Source organism: Streptomyces sp. NBC_00390, assembly GCF_036057275.1.
Taxonomy (GTDB): Bacteria; Actinomycetota; Actinomycetes; order Streptomycetales; family Streptomycetaceae; genus Streptomyces.
The window spans coordinates 2761625-2780298 of the sequence record NZ_CP107945.1 but is presented as its reverse complement, the minus strand read 5'-3'; the positions used below and the strand labels follow the sequence as shown (position 1 = coordinate 2780298).

At 68.3% G+C, this 18674-nt stretch carries 19 protein-coding genes; all 19 read left to right on the top strand.

Annotation, left to right across the window (positions count from 1 at the left end; all coding sequences use genetic code 11):
• Positions 1-110: 110 nt before the first annotated feature.
• The 19 genes from OHS70_RS11495 (at position 111) to OHS70_RS11405 (ending at position 18571) form a co-directional block, all read left to right on the top strand.
• The gene (locus tag OHS70_RS11495; RefSeq protein ID WP_328396385.1) at positions 111-1856 is read left to right on the top strand and encodes a trypsin-like serine protease; all 1746 of its coding nucleotides are present in this window, start codon (positions 111-113) and stop codon (positions 1854-1856) included.
• Positions 1857-2041: 185 nt separating this feature from the next.
• Complete coding sequence (locus OHS70_RS11490; protein WP_328396383.1) at positions 2042-3178, top strand: LCP family protein; 1137 nt, start codon at positions 2042-2044, stop codon at positions 3176-3178.
• A gap of 148 nt (positions 3179-3326) precedes the next feature.
• The gene (gene rpmE / locus OHS70_RS11485; RefSeq protein ID WP_328396381.1) at positions 3327-3551 is read left to right on the top strand and encodes a 50S ribosomal protein L31; all 225 of its coding nucleotides are present in this window, start codon (positions 3327-3329) and stop codon (positions 3549-3551) included.
• A 108-nt stretch (positions 3552-3659) separates the two neighbouring features.
• Positions 3660-4739 (top strand): peptide chain release factor 1, encoded by a 1080-nt coding sequence (gene prfA, locus OHS70_RS11480; RefSeq protein ID WP_328396379.1) that lies wholly within the window; start codon positions 3660-3662, stop codon positions 4737-4739.
• Between the two features lie 38 nt (positions 4740-4777).
• Entirely contained in the window at positions 4778-5623 is an 846-nt protein-coding gene (prmC, locus tag OHS70_RS11475) for a peptide chain release factor N(5)-glutamine methyltransferase (protein ID WP_328396377.1), read from the top strand.
• A gap of 44 nt (positions 5624-5667) precedes the next feature.
• Positions 5668-6315, top strand: coding sequence for an L-threonylcarbamoyladenylate synthase (locus OHS70_RS11470; protein WP_328396375.1), 648 nt, complete (start codon positions 5668-5670; stop codon positions 6313-6315).
• 28 nt (positions 6316-6343) lie between these two features.
• Positions 6344-6994 carry an arsenate reductase/protein-tyrosine-phosphatase family protein gene (locus OHS70_RS11465; RefSeq protein ID WP_328396373.1) on the top strand — a complete coding sequence of 217 codons (651 nt, stop codon included), beginning with the start codon at positions 6344-6346 and terminating at the stop codon, positions 6992-6994.
• A 128-nt stretch (positions 6995-7122) separates the two neighbouring features.
• Entirely contained in the window at positions 7123-8397 is a 1275-nt protein-coding gene (gene glyA / locus OHS70_RS11460; RefSeq protein ID WP_328396371.1) for a serine hydroxymethyltransferase, read from the top strand.
• Between the two features lie 106 nt (positions 8398-8503).
• Positions 8504-9868, top strand: a complete 1365-nt coding sequence (locus OHS70_RS11455) for an MraY family glycosyltransferase (protein ID WP_328396369.1) — start codon at positions 8504-8506, stop codon at positions 9866-9868.
• Between the two features lie 262 nt (positions 9869-10130).
• Positions 10131-10568, top strand: a complete 438-nt coding sequence (locus tag OHS70_RS11450; protein WP_328396367.1) for a hypothetical protein — start codon at positions 10131-10133, stop codon at positions 10566-10568.
• Positions 10569-10793: 225 nt separating this feature from the next.
• Positions 10794-11606 (top strand): F0F1 ATP synthase subunit A, encoded by an 813-nt coding sequence (atpB, locus tag OHS70_RS11445; protein WP_328396365.1) that lies wholly within the window; start codon positions 10794-10796, stop codon positions 11604-11606.
• Between the two features lie 75 nt (positions 11607-11681).
• Positions 11682-11912 (top strand): ATP synthase F0 subunit C, encoded by a 231-nt coding sequence (gene atpE, locus OHS70_RS11440; RefSeq protein WP_328396363.1) that lies wholly within the window; start codon positions 11682-11684, stop codon positions 11910-11912.
• Between the two features lie 38 nt (positions 11913-11950).
• Positions 11951-12505 carry a F0F1 ATP synthase subunit B gene (locus OHS70_RS11435; protein WP_328396361.1) on the top strand — a complete coding sequence of 185 codons (555 nt, stop codon included), beginning with the start codon at positions 11951-11953 and terminating at the stop codon, positions 12503-12505.
• Positions 12502-13317 (top strand): F0F1 ATP synthase subunit delta, encoded by an 816-nt coding sequence (locus OHS70_RS11430; RefSeq protein WP_328396359.1) that lies wholly within the window; start codon positions 12502-12504, stop codon positions 13315-13317. Before OHS70_RS11435 ends, OHS70_RS11430 begins: the two co-directional genes overlap by 4 nt.
• Before the next feature lie 128 nt (positions 13318-13445).
• A complete protein-coding gene (gene atpA / locus OHS70_RS11425; protein WP_328396357.1) occupies positions 13446-15044 on the top strand; it encodes a F0F1 ATP synthase subunit alpha in 1599 nt (532 codons plus the stop codon).
• 20 nt (positions 15045-15064) lie between these two features.
• Positions 15065-15982 carry a F0F1 ATP synthase subunit gamma gene (locus OHS70_RS11420; RefSeq protein WP_328396355.1) on the top strand — a complete coding sequence of 306 codons (918 nt, stop codon included), beginning with the start codon at positions 15065-15067 and terminating at the stop codon, positions 15980-15982.
• Positions 15982-17424, top strand: a complete 1443-nt coding sequence (atpD, locus tag OHS70_RS11415; RefSeq protein WP_328396353.1) for a F0F1 ATP synthase subunit beta — start codon at positions 15982-15984, stop codon at positions 17422-17424. Before OHS70_RS11420 ends, atpD begins: the two co-directional genes overlap by 1 nt.
• Positions 17425-17613: 189 nt before the next feature.
• On the top strand, positions 17614-17997 hold the full coding sequence (locus OHS70_RS11410; RefSeq protein ID WP_328396351.1) for a F0F1 ATP synthase subunit epsilon: 384 nt from the start codon (positions 17614-17616) through the stop codon (positions 17995-17997).
• 127 nt (positions 17998-18124) lie between these two features.
• Positions 18125-18571 (top strand): DUF2550 domain-containing protein, encoded by a 447-nt coding sequence (locus OHS70_RS11405; RefSeq protein WP_328396349.1) that lies wholly within the window; start codon positions 18125-18127, stop codon positions 18569-18571.
• Positions 18572-18674: the final 103 nt, after the last annotated feature.

Sequence of the window (18674 nt, the reverse complement as noted above, 5' to 3'; positions counted from 1 at the left end):
GTACGCCGGATACGGGGGCGGCCCCATGTCGTGTCGGTGTCCCCCGATACGATCGCGCTCTCTTCGATCGTATTTTCTGATGCACAGAAACCTTCCCTGGGGGGACCTGAGTGCGCATTTCCCGTTCCGGAGGCCGTCACAGACGCCGTCTCAGCCGGATCATCCCCGCAGCGGCCGCCGCCCTGGCGCTGCTGACCGGCGGAACGCTGGCGGCGACGTCGTACGCCGGTGAGGCCGACGGCAACACGACCCCGTCCATGAAGGCGCCTGAGGGCGTCAAGGTCGTCGAGCCGGACACGGCCGACACCGAGCCGCAGGCGCAGACGCGCATCATCGGCGGCACCAGCACCTCCGGCGGCTGGATGGTGCAGCTGCTCTTCGACGTGTACGGCGACGGCAACTACTACTTCACCTGCGGCGGCACGCTGGTCGCGCCCAACAAGGTGCTGACCGCCGCCCACTGCCTGTACGACGAGAACGGCGTACGGCAGGACTGGGGCAAGCGGGGTGCGGTCCTGGCAGGCACCAGCAAGCTCCTCGGCGGGCCCGACAACGCCGAGGGCCAGTTCGTCGACGTCCAGCGCAGCTGGGTGCGCGCCGGCTACGGCAGCGACGGCAACGCCAACGACATCGCGCTGCTCACCCTCTCCAAGCCGGTGGGCCACCCCACCCTGGAGATGGCCAAGCCCACCGACACCGCGCTCTACGCCCAGGGCACCAAGGGCACGGTGTACGGCTGGGGGCTCACCGGCTCCGACGAGAACGCCAACCTGTCCTCGACGCTGCTCAAGGCGACGCTCCCCATCCAGTCGGACATCGACTGCACCGAGAACTTCAACGAGAGCCTGCCGAACGAGCCGGGCCTCTTCCAGCCCGGGAAGATGATCTGCACCGGTCCGCTCGGCACCGGCGACGACGCCACCGGCACGACCACCTGCCCCGGCGACTCCGGCGGCCCGCTGATCGTCAACAACAAGGTCGTCGGCGTGGTCTCCTGGGGCATAGGCACTCAGACCCAGGCGTGCAACGTCGAGGGCACCTTCGAGGTGTTCACCAAGGTCTCGGCGTACTCGCCGGCTGTCCGCCCCCGCGTCGACGACACCGACGTGACCCGTGACGGCCAGGCCGACCTGTTCGTCCGCTCGACCGACGGCAAGGGCTACTACAAGAAGTCCACCGGCAAGGGCTTCGAGGCCCGTACGTCGCTGACCGGCTCCTGGAGCGCGTACAACGTGGTGCTCCAGGCCGACCTGAACCGTGACGGGTACCAGGACTACGTCATCCGGCGGAAGTCCGACGGTGACGTCTTCTGGCGGCACCGCTCGGCGTCCAGTTCCACCTACACCGACACGAAGATCGCCGACGGCTGGGGCACCCGTAAGTTCATCGCCGTGCCCGGCGATGTCACCGGCGACCGGCTGCCCGACATGATCTCCGTGGACTCGGCCGGCAAGCTCTGGGTATACCCCGGCAAGGGCAACGGCACCTTCGGCGCCCGCGTCGGCGGCGTCAGCGGGTACGGCAGCTTCAACTCCCTGCGCGGCAAGGGCGACTTCACCGGTGACGGCCGCACGGACCTGATCGCGCGCGGCGCCGACGGCTCGGTCTACCTGCTCAAGGGCACCGGCAACGGCTCCGCCCCCTACGAGGCGAAGCTCAAGGTCCGTGACTGGGCGGGCTACAACGCCTTCGCGGCCCCCGGCGACGTGACCAACGACGGAAAGGCCGACTTCGTGGCCCGTACCCCGGGCGGCACGCTGTACCTCTACCCGGGCACCGGGAAGGCCTCCGGCGAGATCTTCGCCACACGCGTCTCGATCGGCGGCGGCTACCAGCAGTACAACATCTTCGGCTGACGCCGCAGGTGAGAGCGGGTTCGCCCGCACTCGGCCGACGTGCCACCAGGGCCCACCGCCATCGGCGGTGGGCCCTGCGCGTCGTGCAACGCTGCTTGCTCGTCCAGCGTCTGAACACATGACGGCTCCCGCGCCCGGAGTGCCACCAGCGGGGGACAGCGGGAGCATCGAGAACAGAGGGGACCATGACCGAGCAGAGAAGCGGCGGCGGCCGAATACGTGGCGGTCGCGGCACACGCCGTAAGCAGCCCACGCCGGCCCGACGGGCGGCGACCGTCGCCGCCTGGTCGGCTGCGGGCCTGCTGCTGGTCGGCGGCTCCGGCCTCGGCTACGTCTACGTCAAGCTCAACGGCAATCTCCAGGGCGTCGACATCAACCAGCGCCTGGGAACCGACCGCCCCAAGAACATCGACAACGGTTCGATGGACATCCTCGTCCTCGGCTCCGACTCCCGCTCCGGCGCGAACTCCGGGTACGGCACCGACGACGGCGTCGCCCGCTCCGACACCGCGATGGTCGTGCACGTCTACCAGGGGCACAAGAAGGCGAGCGTGGTCTCGATACCGCGCGACACGCTCATCGAGCGGCCCGGGTGCACCGACGACAACGGCAAGGCGGTCGCGGGCGGCCGGCGCGTCATGTTCAACACCGCATACGAGGTCGGCGGGCCGGCCTGCGCCGTGAAAACCGTCGAGAAGATGTCCGGCATCCGCATGGACCACTACATCGAGGTCGACTTCACCGGCTTCAAGAAGCTCATCGACGAGCTCGGCGGTGTCGAGATCACCACCACGCAGTCCATCGAGGACAGCAAGAGCCACCTGACCCTCGAGCCCGGCACGCACCGGCTCGACGGCGAGCAGTCGCTCGGACTCGTCCGCACCCGCAAGAGCGTCGGCGACGGCAGTGATCTGGGCCGTATCCAGCTGCAGCAGGCGTTCATGAAGGCGTTCATCGAGCAGGTCAAGGACGTCGGCGTCTTCTCCGACCCGAAGAAGATGGTCGACCTCGCCGACGCCGCCACCAAGGCGATCACCCCGGACTCGGAGCTCGACTCGGTGGGCGAGCTCATGGGCTTCGCCGAGGGGCTCGGCCGCCTCGGCGCCGACGACGTGCACATGGTCACGATGCCGGTCCGCTACGACCCCCTGGACCCCAACCGTGTCGTTCCCCTGAAGGGGGACGCACGCAAGGTGTGGAGCGCGCTCAAGCAGGACCGTCCCATCCCCGCGGCCGCGCTCGAGAAGTCGGCGGGGGACAAGGGCGAGGCCGCCGACGTCGTACGCGGCGAGCAGCCGACGAAGGCCGTGAAGCGCCCGTAGCACCCGGGACGCGGCCCAGGAATACTTCGGCGCCCACCCCCGTTTTGGGAGATACGGCCGGTCCTGGCAGACTGGTACGTCGGCCCCGGTTCACGCACCCGCAATCCGCGCGTGCGACCCGGCGCCCTCCCGAAACTAGGAGACACCCTTGAAGCGCGACATCCACCCGAAGTACGTCGAGACCCAGGTCAGCTGCACCTGCGGCGCGTCGTTCACCACCCGTAGCACCATCGAGGCCGGTTCCGTCCGCGCCGAGGTCTGCTCCGAGTGCCACCCGTTCTACACGGGCAAGCAGAAGATCCTCGACACCGGTGGCCGTGTGGCCCGCTTCGAGGCCCGCTTCGGCAAGGCTGCCGGCTCCGCCAAGAAGTAGCGAGCCATTGCGCCGGTCCTCGGCCACCCCTGTTCCGGGGGTGGCCGGGGCCGGCGCTTTGTCCGTTCTGAGCAGCCCCCTTTCGTGTACAAAAACCAGGAGCCCCCGATGTTCGAGGCGGTCGAGGAACTGATCGGCGAGCACGCCGATCTCGAGAAGAAGCTCGCCGACCCTTCGGTCCACGCGGACCAGGCGAACGCACGCAAGCTGGGCAAGCGCTACGCCGAGCTGACGCCGATCGTCGGCACGTACCGCTCCTGGAAGCAGTCCGGTGACGACATCGTGACGGCACGTGAACTGGCCCAGGACGACCCGGAGTTCGCAGCCGAGGTCAAGGAGCTGGAGAAGCAGCGCGAGGAGCTCACCGAGAAACTGCGCCTGCTGCTGGTGCCGCGCGACCCCAGCGACGACAAGGACGTCATCCTCGAGGTGAAGGCCGGCGCGGGAGGCGACGAGTCCGCCCTGTTCGCCGGCGACCTGCTGCGCATGTATCTGCGCTACGCCGAGCGCGTCGGCTGGAAGACCGAGATCATCGACGCCACCGAGTCCGAGCTGGGCGGCTACAAGGACGTCCAGGTCGCGGTGAAGACCAAGGGCGGCCAGGGCGCCACCGAGCCCGGCCAGGGGGTCTGGGCCCGGCTGAAGTACGAGGGCGGGGTGCACCGCGTCCAGCGCGTGCCGGCCACCGAGTCCCAGGGCCGTATCCACACCTCCGCGGCCGGTGTCCTCGTGACCCCCGAGGCCGAGGAGATCGACGTCGAGATCCACGCCAACGATCTGCGGGTCGACGTGTACCGCTCGTCGGGCCCCGGCGGCCAGTCCGTCAACACGACCGACTCCGCGGTGCGCATCACGCACCTGCCGACCGGCATCGTCGCCTCCTGCCAGAACGAGAAGAGCCAGCTCCAGAACAAGGAGCAGGCCATGCGTATCCTGCGCTCCAGGCTGCTCGCCGCGGCGCAGGAGGAGGCCGAGAAGGAGGCCGCGGACGCCCGCCGCAGCCAGGTCCGCACGGTCGACCGCTCGGAGAAGATCCGTACGTACAACTTCCCGGAGAACCGGATCTCGGACCACCGGGTCGGATTCAAGGCGTACAACTTGGACCAGGTGCTCGACGGCGAACTGGACGCGGTCATCCAGGCCTGCGTCGACGCCGACTCCGCCGCCAAGCTGGCAGCCGCCCAGTAACACCCCCTGAACAACCCTGCAGTGCTCGGAGGACTCGCGTGAACCTTCTGCTTGCCGAGGTGGCCCAGGCCACCCAGCGGCTGGCCGACGCCGGCGTGCCCTCACCACGCTTCGACGCCGAGGAGCTCGCCGCATATGTGCACGGCGTCAAGCGCGGGGAGCTCCACAACGTCAAGGACGCGGACTTCGACGCCCGCTACTGGGAGGCCGTCGCCCGCCGCGAGGCGCGCGAGCCGCTCCAGCACATCACCGGACGGGCCTTCTTCCGCTATCTGGAGCTGCAGGTCGGCCCGGGCGTCTTCGTGCCCCGCCCCGAGACCGAGTCGGTCGTCGGCTGGGCGATAGACGCCGTACGGGCCATGGACGTCGTCGAGCCGCTCATCGTCGATCTGTGCACGGGCTCCGGGGCGATCGCGCTGGCCATGGCACAGGAGGTGCCGCGCTCGCGGGTGCACGCCGTGGAGCTGAGCGAGGACGCTCTGCTGTGGACCCGCAAGAACGCCGAGGGCTCCAGGGTCACCGTCCACCAGGGCGATGCGCTCAGCGCGCTGCCCGAGCTCGACGGCCAGGTCGACCTTGTCATCTCCAACCCCCCTTACATTCCGCTCACCGAGTGGGAGTATGTCGCCCCCGAGGCGCGTGACCACGACCCGCAGATGGCCCTCTTCTCCGGTGAGGACGGACTCGACACCATCCGCGGTCTGGAGCGCACCGCGCACCGGCTGCTGCGGCCCGGCGGGCTCGTCGTCATCGAGCACGCGGACACGCAGGGCGGACAGGTGCCGTGGATCTTCAACGAGGAGTCCGGATGGGCGGACGCGGCCGACCACGCCGACCTCAACAAGCGGCCACGGTTCGCGACCGCACGCAAGGCCATGCCGTGACAGACGGCATCGACGTCCAGTACATGCACGAGGAGGCCCGTTAAATGGCACGGCGATACGACTGCAACGACGTGAGCGACCGTACGACCGGCCTGCGCGAAGCGGCGTCGGCGGTCCGCCGCGGCGAGCTGGTCGTGCTGCCCACCGACACCGTTTACGGGATCGGTGCGGACGCCTTCACCTCCGAGGCCGTCGCGGATCTTCTGGCGGCCAAGGGCCGCGGCCGCTCCATGCCCACCCCGGTCCTGATCGGCTCCCCGAACACCCTGCACGGCCTGGTCACCGACTTCTCCGAGCAGGCATGGGAGCTCGTCGACGCGTTCTGGCCGGGTGCGCTGACGCTGGTCGCCAAGCACCAGCCGTCGCTCCAGTGGGACCTCGGCGACACCCGTGGCACGGTCGCCATCCGTATGCCGCTGCACCCGGTCGCGATCGAACTGCTCACCGAGGTCGGCCCGATGGCCGTCTCCAGTGCCAACCTCACGGGACACCCCTCGCCCGAGGACTGCGACGCGGCCCAGGAGATGCTCGGCGACTCCGTCTCCGTCTACCTGGACGGCGGCCCGACCCCGGGCATCGTGCCGTCCTCCATCGTCGACGTCACGGGCAAGGTCCCGGTGCTGCTGCGCGAGGGTGCACTCTCGGCGGACGAGCTGCGCAAGGTGGTACCAGACCTCGAGGTGGCTCCGTGAGCGAAGCGAGCATCCGAGGACAAGCACGGTGACCGCCCCTGAGGGGCGTGGCATAGCGGAATCCAGCAGTGCGGCATCGACCTTCCGCATCCTCCACGTCAGCACCGGCAACGTCTGCCGCTCGCCGATCACCGAGCGGCTGACCCGCCATGCCCTGAGCGTGCGCCTCGGCGATCACCTCGCGGGCGGTCTGATCGTGGAGAGCGCCGGCACCTGGGGCCACGAAGGCGCTCCGATGGAGGCCAACGCCGAGATGGTCCTCGCCGACTTCGGCGCGGACGCGAGCGGGTTCGTGGGCCGCGAACTGCTCGACGAGCACGTCATCCGAGCGGACCTGGTCCTCACCGCGACCCGGGACCACCGCGCCCAGGTCATCTCCATGGGCCACTCCGCGGGCCTGCGGACCTTCACACTCAAGGAGTTCACGCGCCTCGTGCGCGCGATAGACCCCGCCACGCTTCCCGACCCGAAGGAGGAGGGCGTGGTGGAACGCGCACGCGCCCTGGTGCGTGCGGCGGCGGCTCTGCGCGGGTGGCTGCTGGCGCCCAGCCCGGACGCGGACGAGGTGTACGACCCGTACGGGGCGCCGATCACGTTCTTCCGGTCGATCGGCGACGAGATCCACCAGGCTCTGGAGCCGGTGGTGACGGCACTGACGGGCGTCCCGACCCGGTCCTGAGCAGGGCGCGCCGTGTGGCCCGCCCCGGTGCGGAACACGCCCGCGCGGGCGGAGCCGTACACCGCGCGCGGCAACGGCCCGGGTCCTACATTGGAGGTGCCGCAGCTCCCCCGAGGACCGGAGCCGTCATGTCCGTGACCCATCACGTGCCTGCTGCCGTTCATCCCACCTACGAGGGCCCGTCCTTCGACACGCTGCGCCGCCAGGACCCGCAGATCGCGGACATCCTGCTGGGCGAGGCACATCGTCAGAGCTCGACGCTCCAGCTCATCGCCGCCGAGAACTTCACCTCGCCCGCGGTCCTCGCCGCGCTCGGCTCGCCGCTCGCCAACAAGTACGCCGAGGGCTACCCCGGCGCCCGCCACCACGGCGGCTGCGAACTCGTCGACGCCGCCGAGCGGATCGCCGTCGAGCGGGCCACCGCCCTGTTCGGCGCCGAACACGCCAACGTGCAGCCCCACTCCGGGTCCTCCGCCGTGCTCGCGGCATACGCCGCGCTGCTGAAGCCGGGGGACAAGGTGCTCGCGATGGGCCTTGCGTACGGCGGCCACCTCACCCATGGCTCGCCCGCGAACTTCTCCGGCCGCTGGTTCGACTTCGTCGCCTACGGGGTCGACGCGGAGACCGGTCTCATCGACTACCACCAGGTCCGCACCCTCGCCCGGCACCACCGTCCCAAGGCGATCGTCTGCGGCTCGATCTCGTATCCCCGCCATCCCGACTACGCCGCCTTCCGCGAGATCGCGGACGAGGTCGGTGCCTATCTGATCGCCGATGCCGCGCACCCGATGGGACTGATCGCCGGCGGCGCGGCCCCCAGCCCCGTGCCCTATGCCGACGTGGTGTGCGCAACGACACACAAAGTCCTGCGCGGACCCCGCGGCGGAATGATCCTGTGCGGGTCGGAGCTGGCCGAGCGCATCGACCGGGCGGTCTTCCCGTTCACCCAGGGAGGCGCCCAGATGCACTCGGTCGCCGCCAAGGCGGTCGCCTTCGGCGAGGCGGCGACACCGGCGTACACGGCATACGCCCATCAGGTGGTGGCCAATGCCCGGGTGCTCGCCGAGGGGCTCGAGGCGGAGGGTTTCACGGTGCTGACCGGCGGCACCGACACCCATCTGATCGGCGCCGATCCCGCCGGTCTGGGCGTGGACGGCAGGACGGCCCGCGGCCGGCTCGCCGCCGCGGGCATGGTGCTGGACACCTGCGCCCTGCCGTACGGGGACGGCCGCGGCATCCGGCTGGGCACCGCCGCGGTCACCACCCAGGGGATGGGACAGCGCGAGATGGCGCGGATCGCCGTGCTGTTCACGGCGGCGCTGCGCAGCGAAGGGGAACAGGCCCGGGAACTGCCGGCTCAGGTGCGTGAGCTGGTGGGGAGATTTCCTCCGTTTGCGGGGTAGACGAGCGGCTGTGCAACCATCACAGCTCCCCGGATGTCCTCAAGCATGTGGCCACCACAGCTAGGGTGTGGGGCTGAGATGGCCAGCGATTCCTGTGGGGCAGCCCGTGCGTGATTACCTGCTGACGCTCTGTGTCACGGCCGCGGTGACGTATCTGCTGACCGGTCCGGTGCGCAAGTTCGCCATCGCGACCGGCGCGATGCCGGAGATCCGTGCCCGTGACGTGCATCGTGAACCGACGCCACGACTGGGCGGCATCGCGATGTTCTTCGGGCTGTGCGCAGGTCTGCTCGTCGCCGACCACCTGTCCAACCTGAACAGCGTCTTCGAACTGTCCAACGAACCACGCGCCCTGCTGTCCGGCGCCGCGCTGATCTGGATCATCGGCGTCCTGGACGACAAGTTCGAGATCGATGCGCTGATCAAACTCGGCGGCCAGATGATCGCCGCGGGTGTGATGGTGATGCAGGGTCTGACGATCCTGTGGATTCCCGTCCCCGGTGTCGGCACCGTCTCGCTGACCAGCTGGCAGGGCACGCTGCTGACCGTCGCCCTGGTCGTCATCACCATCAACGCGGTGAACTTCGTCGACGGTCTCGACGGCCTCGCCGCCGGCATGGTGTGCATCGCCGCCGCGGCGTTCTTCCTGTACTCGTACCGGATCTGGTTCGGGTACATGCTCGAGGCGGCCGCCCCCGCCACCCTGTTCACCGCGATCCTGATGGGCATGTGCCTGGGCTTCCTGCCCCACAACATGCACCCCGCCCGGATCTTCATGGGCGACTCCGGCTCCATGCTGATCGGTCTGGTGCTGGCGGCGGCGGCGATCTCGGTCACCGGGCAGGTCGACATGGACGCCCTCAAGCTCTTCGAGGGCGGTACGCGTGAGGCCACGCACGCGGCGCTGCCGGTCTTCATCCCGCTGCTGCTGCCGCTGACGATCATCGCGATCCCGATCGCCGACCTGGTGCTCGCGATCGTCCGCCGCACCTGGAAGGGCCAGTCACCCTTCGCGGCGGACCGCGGGCATCTGCACCACCGGCTGCTGGAGATCGGCCACTCGCACAGCCGCGCGGTGCTGATCATGTACTTCTGGTCGGCTCTGATCGCGTTCGGCGTCGTGGCGTACTCGGTGCACTCGGCGTCGATGTGGATCGTGCTGCTCATCGTGGCGCTGAGCGCGGTCGGCCTGGTGCTGTTGCTGCTGCCGCGCTTCACGCCGAGGGCCCCGAGGTGGGCGGAGGCGTTCGTCCCGCCGCGATACCGGCGCAGCCGGGTACGCCGGCAGCCGCAGGCCGCCGTGTCGGCGGCCGGGCCGGTGGAGACAGGGTTCCCGGAGATCGAGGACGAGCTGGGGGAGCACACCCCGGTCGCGGCGGGCGTTCAAGGCGTCCACGGCGTCAACGGTGCGACAGCGATCGGCCCCCGCTCACGCTTCCCGGACCGGCGCAAGGCCGGCACCCGAGGTTGACCGGCGCCGTATATGCCGCCTATTACCAGACATAGCGAACATCTTTCGTGCACACACGCGCGCAGTCGCTCTCATGTGTGAGAGTTGGCACACCGTCGGGTAAAGACCTCATCAAATAGTTTGTGATACCGTTCACGAGAACCCAGGACAGAGCCGAAGGACCGTAGTGCGACGGTCCGTTGGCCCCGAGGCACATCTCGGACCGGGATCACGCTCGTCCATGACGACACCACTGCCCCCACCAGCAAGCGGAGCTGCCGCCATGCCGTCCAATGACGCACGCACTCTTCTCCTCGCCGCCGTACCCACCGCAGCCGCCGGCGTGATCGCCGCCGTGATCAGCGGGGTGGTCGCCGGTGGAAAGGGAGCGCTCGGTGCGGTGGTCGGCACCCTGGTGGTCATCCTCTTCATGGGGATCGGGATGGTCGTGCTCCAGCGGACGGCGAAGTCGTTCCCGCACCTCTTCCAGGCGATGGGCCTGATGCTGTACACGGCCCAGCTGCTGTTGCTCCTCGTCTTCATGGCCGTCTTCAAGGACACCACCCTGTTCGACGCCAAGACCTTCGCCTTCACGCTCCTCGCGGCGACCATTGTCTGGGTCGGCGCACAGGCACGTGCTTACATGAAGGCGAAGATCCTCTACGTCGATCCCGAAGCCGCGAAGGGCCGGGCGCCCGAGAAGACGGGCTCGGCGACGTGAGAGGTAGGGCCGGGATAAGTGGCAGTTCGTTCTCCTGCTATCGTCCGGTGCCAACTGCGGCACTGCGGGCGCGGGCATCTGAGCTGACGCCTGTTCCAACGCGAGGCTCAACGCCTGACAGCCGCTCCCACATCCGAAACACCAGTCCAGTGCCGAACCGCGGCTGCGCGCCGCGCCGACACAACGAGGTTGCCGTACCTATGCGCCACGCTGAAGGAGCCCGCGGTGAGTGCTGACCCCCAGATGCTCGCCTTTGACGCAAGCTGCCAGATCTTCAGGGACTGTGGCTTCCCGGCACCAGGTCTGCATTCCTTCCTCTTCAAGCCCATCTTCACCGTCGGCAGCTTTGAGTTCAACAAGGCAATGCTGCTCGCGCTGCTCGCCTCGGTGGTTGTCGTCGGGTTCTTCTGGGCCGCGTTCAGCAAGCCGAAGCTGGTCCCCGGCAAGATGCAGATGGTCGGTGAGGCGGGTTACGACTTCGTCCGCCGCGGGATCGTCTACGAGATCATCGGCAAGAAGGACGGCGAGAAGTACGTCCCGCTGATGGTCTCCCTGTTCTTCTTCATCTGGATCATGAACATGTGGGCCGTGATCCCGCTGGCCCAGTTCCCGGTGACCTCGATCATCGCCTACCCGGCGGCCATGGCCCTGCTGGTGTACGTGATCTGGGTCGGCCTGACGTTCAAGACGCACGGCTTCGTCGGTGCCTGGAAGAACATCACCGGCTACGACAAGTCGCTTGGCTGGATCCTGCCGCTGATCGTCGTGCTGGAGTTCTTCTCCAACCTGATCATCCGGCCGTTCACGCACGCGGTCCGACTCTTTGCGAACATGTTCGCGGGTCACATGCTGCTGGTGATGTTCACGCTCGCCAGCTGGTACCTGCTGAACGGCATCGGCATCATCTACGCCGGTACGTCGTTCGTGATGGTCATCGTGATGACCGCCTTCGAGCTCTTCATCCAGGCTGTTCAGGCATATGTCTTCGTGCTCCTGGCCTGCAGCTATCTCCAGGGCGCGCTCGCCAAGAGCCACTGAGCGACCCGACCCCCTGCCCAACAGACGTCCGGTGGCCAACCCCCACCGGTCCGTGAAAGAGAAGGAAGAACTGGCATGTCCCAGACCCTTGCCGCCGTCACCGGCAACCTCGGCTCCATCGGTTACGGCCTTGCCGCGATCGGCCCCGGCGTCGGCGTCGGCATCATCTTCGGTAACGGCACCCAGGCCCTCGCCCGTCAGCCCGAGGCGGCCGGTCTGATCCGTACCAACCAGATCATGGGTTTCGCCTTCTGTGAGGCGCTCGCCCTCATCGGCATTGTCATGGGCTTCGTCTTCCGCCAGTAATCCGAAGACAGCCCAACCTCTTTACGGAAGGCACTGATGTGAACCCTCTGGTTCAGCTCGCGGCTGCGGAGGAGCAGAACCCGCTCATTCCGCACCCGGATGAGCTCGTCATCGGCCTGATCTCCTTCGCTATCGTCTTCTTCTTCCTCGCGAAGAAGCTTCTTCCGAACATCAACAAGGTTCTGGAAGAGCGTCGCGAGGCCATCGAAGGCGGCATCGAGAAGGCCGATGCGGCCAAGATCGAAGCCGAGAGCGTACTCGAGCAGTACAAGGCTCAGCTCGCCGAGGCCCGTCACGAGGCCGCGCGGCTGCGCCAGGAGGCCACCGAGCAGGGCACCGCGATCATCCAGGAGATGAAGGCGGAAGGCCAGCGGCAGCGCGAGGAGATCATCGCGGCCGGCCACGCCCAGATCGAGGCCGACCGCAAGGCCGCGGCCGCGGCGCTGCGTCAGGACGTGGGCAAGCTCGCCACCGAACTGGCCGGCAAGCTGGTCGGTGAGTCCCTCGAGGACCACGCCCGCCAGAGCCGCACCATCGACCGCTTCCTCGAGGCCCTCGAGGACGGCGCTTCGAAGGCTGAGGCCACCCGATGAACGGTGCGAGCCGCGAGGCGCTGGCCGCCGCACGCGAGTCCCTCGACGCGCTGACCGACAACACGTCGGTCGACGCGAAGAAGCTCGCGGACGAGCTGGCCGCCGTGACCGCGCTGCTCCACCGCGAGGTGTCGCTGCGTCGGGTCCTGACCGACCCGGCGCAGGCCGGCGAGGCCAAGGCCCAGCTGGCCGGGCGCCTGTTCGGCGGGCAGGTGGGCGGCGAGACCGCCGACCTGATCACCGGCATGGTGCGGTCCCGCTGGTCGCAGTCGCGTGACCTGGTCGACGCGCTCGAGGAGCTGGCGAACATCGCCGACCTCACCGCCGCGCAGCGGACCGGTGTCCTCGACGACGTCGAGGACGAGCTGTTCCGGTTCGGCCGGATCCTCGGCTCCAGCACCGAGCTGCGCTCCGCGCTGACCGACCGGTCGGCGCCGGCGTCCGCCAAGAGTGAGCTGCTGCGCAGCCTGCTCGGCGGGAAGGCCGATCCGGTCACCGAGCGGCTGGTTGTCCGTCTTGTGACCCAGCCCCGGGGACGTAGCCTGGAGGCGGGACTCGAGTCCCTGTCCACGCTCGCCGCGGCGCGCCGGGACCGGACGGTGGCCGTCGTCACCTCGGCGGTACCGCTGACCGATGCGCAGAAGCAGCGCCTCGGCGCCGGTCTGGCGCGGATGTACGGCCGCGAGATGCACCTCAACCTCGAGGTGGACCCGTCGGTCCTCGGCGGGATCCAGGTGCGGGTCGGCGACGAGGTCATCAACGGCACGATCGCGGACCGGATCGCCGAGGCGAAGCGGCGCATCGCCGGCTGACGGCACCAATTCAACAAGCATGGCAAGCGGCCCGGTTGGGCCGTGCAGAGATTGCAGAAGATTCCTGGGGGTCGGCCCCCAGACCCCCAAAGAAACTTCGGGCCCAACAAGGAGAGCAGGGAACCCAGATGGCGGAGCTCACGATCCGGCCGGAGGAGATCCGGGACGCGCTGGAGAACTTTGTCCAGTCGTACCAGCCGGACGCGGCCTCGCGCGAGGAGGTCGGTACGGTCAGCCTTGCCGGCGACGGCATCGCGAAGGTCGAGGGTCTTCCCTCGGCCATGGCAAACGAGCTGCTGAAGTTCGAGGACGGCACCCTCGGCCTCGCCCTCAACCTCGAGGAGCGCGAGATCGGTGCCATCATCCTCGGCGAGTTCAGCGGCGTCGAGGAGGGTCAGCCGGTCACCCGTACCGGCGAGGTCCTGTCCGTAGCCGTCGGCGAGGGCTACCTCGGCCGTGTTGTCGACCCGCTCGGCAACCCGATCGACGGCCTCGGCGAGATCGAGACCGACGGCCGCCGCGCGCTTGAGCTGCAGGCGCCCGGCGTCATGGTGCGTAAGTCGGTGCACGAGCCGATGGAGACGGGCTACAAGGCCGTCGACGCGATGACCCCGATCGGCCGTGGTCAGCGTCAGCTGATCATCGGTGACCGTCAGACCGGCAAGACCGCCCTGGCCGTCGACACGATCATCAACCAGCGCGACAACTGGCGCTCGGGCGACGTGAACAAGCAGGTCCGCTGCATCTACGTCGCCATCGGCCAGAAGGGCTCCACCATCGCGTCCGTGCGCGGCGCGCTGGAGGAGGCCGGTGCCCTGGAGTACACGACCATCGTCGCCGCCCCGGCGTCCGACCCGGCCGGCTTCAAGTACCTTGCGCCGTACACCGGTTCGGCCATCGGTCAGCACTGGATGTACCAGGGCAAGCACGTCCTGATCATCTTCGACGACCTGTCGAAGCAGGCCGACGCCTACCGCGCCGTGTCGCTGCTGCTGCGCCGCCCGCCGGGCCGTGAGGCCTACCCGGGTGACGTCTTCTACCTGCACTCCCGTCTGCTGGAGCGCTGCGCGAAGCTCTCCGACGAGATGGGCGCCGGTTCGATGACGGGTCTGCCGATCGTCGAGACCAAGGCGAACGACGTGTCGGCGTTCATCCCGACCAACGTCATCTCCATCACCGACGGCCAGTGCTTCCTGGAGTCCGACCTGTTCAACGCCGGTCAGCGTCCGGCCCTGAACGTCGGTATCTCGGTCTCCCGTGTCGGTGGCTCCGCCCAGCACAAGGCCATGAAGCAGGTTTCCGGCCGCCTCCGTGTGGACCTCGCCCAGTTCCGTGAGCTCGAGGCGTTCGCCGCCTTCGGTTCCGACCTGGACGCCGCCTCGAAGGCCTCGCTGGAGCGCGGTAAGCGCATGGTCGAGCTGCTGAAGCAGGCGCAGTACCAGCCGATGTCGACCGAGAACCAGGTCGTCTCCGTCTGGGCCGGCACCACCGGCAAGATGGACGACGTCCCGGTTCAGGACATCCGCCGTTTCGAGCGCGAGCTGCTGGAGTACCTGCACCGCGAGGAGGGCGGCCTGATGACGTCGATCCGCGAGGGCGGAAAGATGTCGGACGACACCCTGACCAAGGTCGCGGACTCCATTGCGACGTTCAAGAAGCAGTTCGAGACGCACGACGGCAAGCTGCTCGGCGAGGACGCTCCGGCGACCGTCAACGTCTCGAAGTGACGACGGAAGGGACCTGACTCATGGGAGCGCAGCTCCGGGTCTACAAGCGTCGCATCCGGTCCGTCACCGCGACGAAGAAGATCACCAAGGCGATGGAGATGATCGCCGCCTCGCGCATCGTCAAGGCGCAGCGCAAGGTGGCGGCCTCCACGCCGTACGCGACCGAGCTCACCCGCGCGGTCACGGCGGTGGCGACCGGATCGAACACCAAGCACCCCCTGACCACGGAGGCGGAAGCCCCGACCCGTGCCGCGGTTCTGCTCATCACGAGCGACCGCGGTCTGGCCGGCGGCTACTCCTCCAACGCCATCAAGGCGGCCGACCGGCTCACCGAGCGGCTCCGCGGCGAGGGCAAGGAGGTCGACACGTACATCGTCGGCCGCAAGGGTGTCGCCTACTACGGCTTCCGTGAGCGCAAGGTCACGGACTCGTGGACCGGGTTCACGGACAGCCCGGAGTACGCGGACGCCAAGAAGGTCGCCGGCCCGCTCATCGAGGCTGTCCAGAAGGACACCGCGGAGGGCGGCGTCGACGAGCTGCACATCGTCTTCACGGAGTTCGTGTCGATGATGACGCAGAACCCCGTCGACAACCGGATGCTGCCGCTCAGCCTTGAGAAGGCGGCGGAGGAGAGCGGTACGAAGGGCGAGATCCTTCCGCTGTTCGACTTCGAGCCGTCGGCGGAGGACGTCCTCGACGCCCTGCTTCCGCGCTACGTCGAGAGCCGTGTCTACAACGCACTGCTGCAGGCCGCCGCTTCCGAGCACGCGGCCCGCCGCCGGGCGATGAAGTCGGCGACCGACAACGCGGGCGAGCTGATCAACACGCTCTCCCGACTTGCCAACGCGGCCCGCCAGGCCGAAATCACCCAGGAAATCAGCGAGATCGTCGGTGGCTCCAGTGCCCTGGCCGACGCGACCGCGGGGAGTGACAAGTAATGACGACCACTGTTGAGACGGCCGCCGCCACGGGCCGCGTCGCCCGGGTCATCGGCCCGGTCGTCGACGTGGAGTTCCCCGTCGACGCGATGCCGGAGATCTACAACGCGCTGCACGTCGAGGTCGCCGACCCGGCCCAGGACGGCGCCAAGAAGACGCTGACGCTCGAGGTTGCCCAGCACCTCGGTGACGGCATCGTCCGCACCATCTCGATGCAGCCCACCGACGGTCTGGTCCGCCAGGCCCCGGTGACCGACACGGGCGCGGGCATCAGCGTCCCGGTCGGCGACTTCACCAAGGGCAAGGTGTTCAACACCCTCGGTGAGGTGCTGAACCACCCCGAGGAGAACGCCAACGTCGGCGAGCGCTGGCCGATCCACCGCAAGGCCCCGGCCTTCGACCAGCTCGAGTCCAAGACCGAGATGTTCGAGACCGGCCTGAAGGTCGTCGACCTTCTCACCCCGTACGTCAAGGGTGGAAAGATCGGTCTGTTCGGTGGTGCCGGTGTCGGCAAGACCGTTCTGATCCAGGAAATGATCATGCGTGTCGCCAACCTCCACGAGGGCGTTTCCGTCTTCGCGGGTGTCGGTGAGCGTACGCGTGAGGGCAACGACCTCATCGGTGAGATGGAGGAGTCCGGCGTTCTGGAGAAGACCGCGCTGGTCTTCGGCCAGATGGACGAGCCCCCGGGCACCCGTCTGCGCGTCGCCCTGGCCGGTCTGACCATGGCGGAGTACTTCCGCGATGTGCAGAAGCAGGACGTGCTCTTCTTCATCGACAACATCTTCAGGTTCACCCAGGCCGGTTCCGAGGTGTCCACCCTGCTCGGCCGTATGCCGTCCGCGGTGGGTTACCAGCCGAACCTGGCGGACGAGATGGGTCTGCTGCAGGAGCGCATCACGTCGACCCGTGGTCACTCGATCACCTCGATGCAGGCGATCTACGTCCCCGCGGACGACCTGACCGACCCGGCGCCGGCCACCACCTTCGCCCACCTCGACGCGACGACGGTTCTCTCCCGTCCGATCTCCGAGAAGGGCATCTACCCCGCGGTGGACCCGCTGGACTCCACGTCCCGCATCCTGGACCCGCGTTACATCGCGCAGGACCACTACGACGCCGCCATGCGCGTCAAGGGCATCCTGCAGAAGTACAAGGACCTCCAGGACATCATCGCGATCCTCGGTATCGACGAGCTGGGCGAGGAGGACAAGCTGGTTGTCCACCGTGCCCGTCGTGTCGAGCGCTTCCTGTCCCAGAACACCCACGCGGCGAAGCAGTTCACCGGCGTGGACGGTTCGGACGTGCCGCTGGACGAGTCGATCTCCGCGTTCAACGCGATCTGCGACGGTGAGTACGACCACTTCCCCGAGCAGGCGTTCTTCATGTGCGGTGGCATCGAGGACCTCAAGGCCAACGCCAAGGAGCTCGGCGTCTCCTGAGTCCCCTGACTCGCTGAAGGGGGCGGGTGCCCCCGCCCCCTTCAGTACGCCCCCCTCCCCTGCCTCCGGCGGGGGAGGCCCAGGCCGGAAGGCCTGGGGCGGCCCGGACGCTTCGGTATTTCCGGGCCCTACTAGACTTATGACCCAACACCCGGCACAACCGCCGGGTGGTGACCCGAGGAGCCACCCTTGGCTGCTGAGCTGCACGTCGAGCTGGTCGCCGCCGACCGGCAGGTCTGGTCCGGCGAGGCCACCCTGGTCGTCGCGCGCACCACGTCCGGCGACATCGGCGTCATGCCCGGTCACCAGCCGCTGCTCGGTGTGCTGGAGTCGGGCCCGGTGACCATCCGTACGACCTCCGATGACGGGGCGAGGACTGTCGTCGCCGCGGTGCACGGCGGTTTCATCTCGTTCGCGGACAACAAGCTGTCGCTGCTTGCGGAGATCGCCGAGCTGGCGGACGAGATCGATGTCCAGCGCGCCGAGCGTGCGCTGGAGCGTGCCAAGTCGGACGCGGACGGTGCCGCCGAGCGTCGTGCCGATGTCCGGCTGCGTGCGGTGGCGGTGCACTAGTCGCCCCGCCGGCAGTTTTGTCCCTCAGCCGCGGCCGGGTTGGATCCACTCCAGACCCTGCCGCGGCTGAGGCGATGCAGGTGCATGTGAATTTCGGCTACGGGACGATGCGAGGAGGTCGGTGGAGATGGTCCTCGCTCTGCTTGTGAGCTGCCTGGTCGTCGCACTGGTAGTGATCGGGTTGTTCGTCTTCGGGCTCCGCAGACGGCTGATCCAGCGCTCGGGCGGCACCTTCGACTGCAGCCTGCGCTGGAACGTGCCGGAGAAGACCGATCTCTCCGGCAAAGGCTGGGTCTACGGAGTCGCCCGCTACAGCGGCGACCGGATCGAGTGGTTCCGGGTCTTCTCGTACGCTCCCCGCCCGCGCCGTGGCCTCGAGCGCTCGGCGATCGAGGTGCTCGCGCGCCGCAGTCCCGAGGGTGAGGAGGAGCTGGCCCTGCTCTCCGACGCGATCGTGCTCGGCTGCCTGCACCGCGGCACCCGCCTGGAGCTGGCGATGAGCGAGGACGCGCTGACCGGCTTTCTCGCCTGGCTGGAAGCGGCACCTCCCGGCCAACGAGTCAATGTCGCCTGAATAAGCAGCCTCGTTGGTGGGGGTCCCCCCGGACGGAGTCTGGGGGAGAGTCAATGTCGCCTGAATAAGCAGCCTCGTTGGTGGGGGTCCCCCCGGACGGAGT

Coding starts and splice junctions, on each gene's coding strand:
- glyA (WP_328396371.1), top strand. CDS start 7,123: ATGTCCGTGACCCATCACGTGCCTGCTGCCGTTCATCCCACCTACGAG.
- OHS70_RS11405 (WP_328396349.1), top strand. CDS start 18,125: ATGGTCCTCGCTCTGCTTGTGAGCTGCCTGGTCGTCGCACTGGTAGTG.
- prfA (WP_328396379.1), top strand. CDS start 3,660: ATGTTCGAGGCGGTCGAGGAACTGATCGGCGAGCACGCCGATCTCGAG.
- OHS70_RS11420 (WP_328396355.1), top strand. CDS start 15,065: ATGGGAGCGCAGCTCCGGGTCTACAAGCGTCGCATCCGGTCCGTCACC.
- OHS70_RS11470 (WP_328396375.1), top strand. CDS start 5,668: ATGGCACGGCGATACGACTGCAACGACGTGAGCGACCGTACGACCGGC.
- OHS70_RS11490 (WP_328396383.1), top strand. CDS start 2,042: ATGACCGAGCAGAGAAGCGGCGGCGGCCGAATACGTGGCGGTCGCGGC.
- atpD (WP_328396353.1), top strand. CDS start 15,982: ATGACGACCACTGTTGAGACGGCCGCCGCCACGGGCCGCGTCGCCCGG.
- atpE (WP_328396363.1), top strand. CDS start 11,682: ATGTCCCAGACCCTTGCCGCCGTCACCGGCAACCTCGGCTCCATCGGT.
- OHS70_RS11450 (WP_328396367.1), top strand. CDS start 10,131: ATGCCGTCCAATGACGCACGCACTCTTCTCCTCGCCGCCGTACCCACC.
- OHS70_RS11430 (WP_328396359.1), top strand. CDS start 12,502: ATGAACGGTGCGAGCCGCGAGGCGCTGGCCGCCGCACGCGAGTCCCTC.
- atpA (WP_328396357.1), top strand. CDS start 13,446: ATGGCGGAGCTCACGATCCGGCCGGAGGAGATCCGGGACGCGCTGGAG.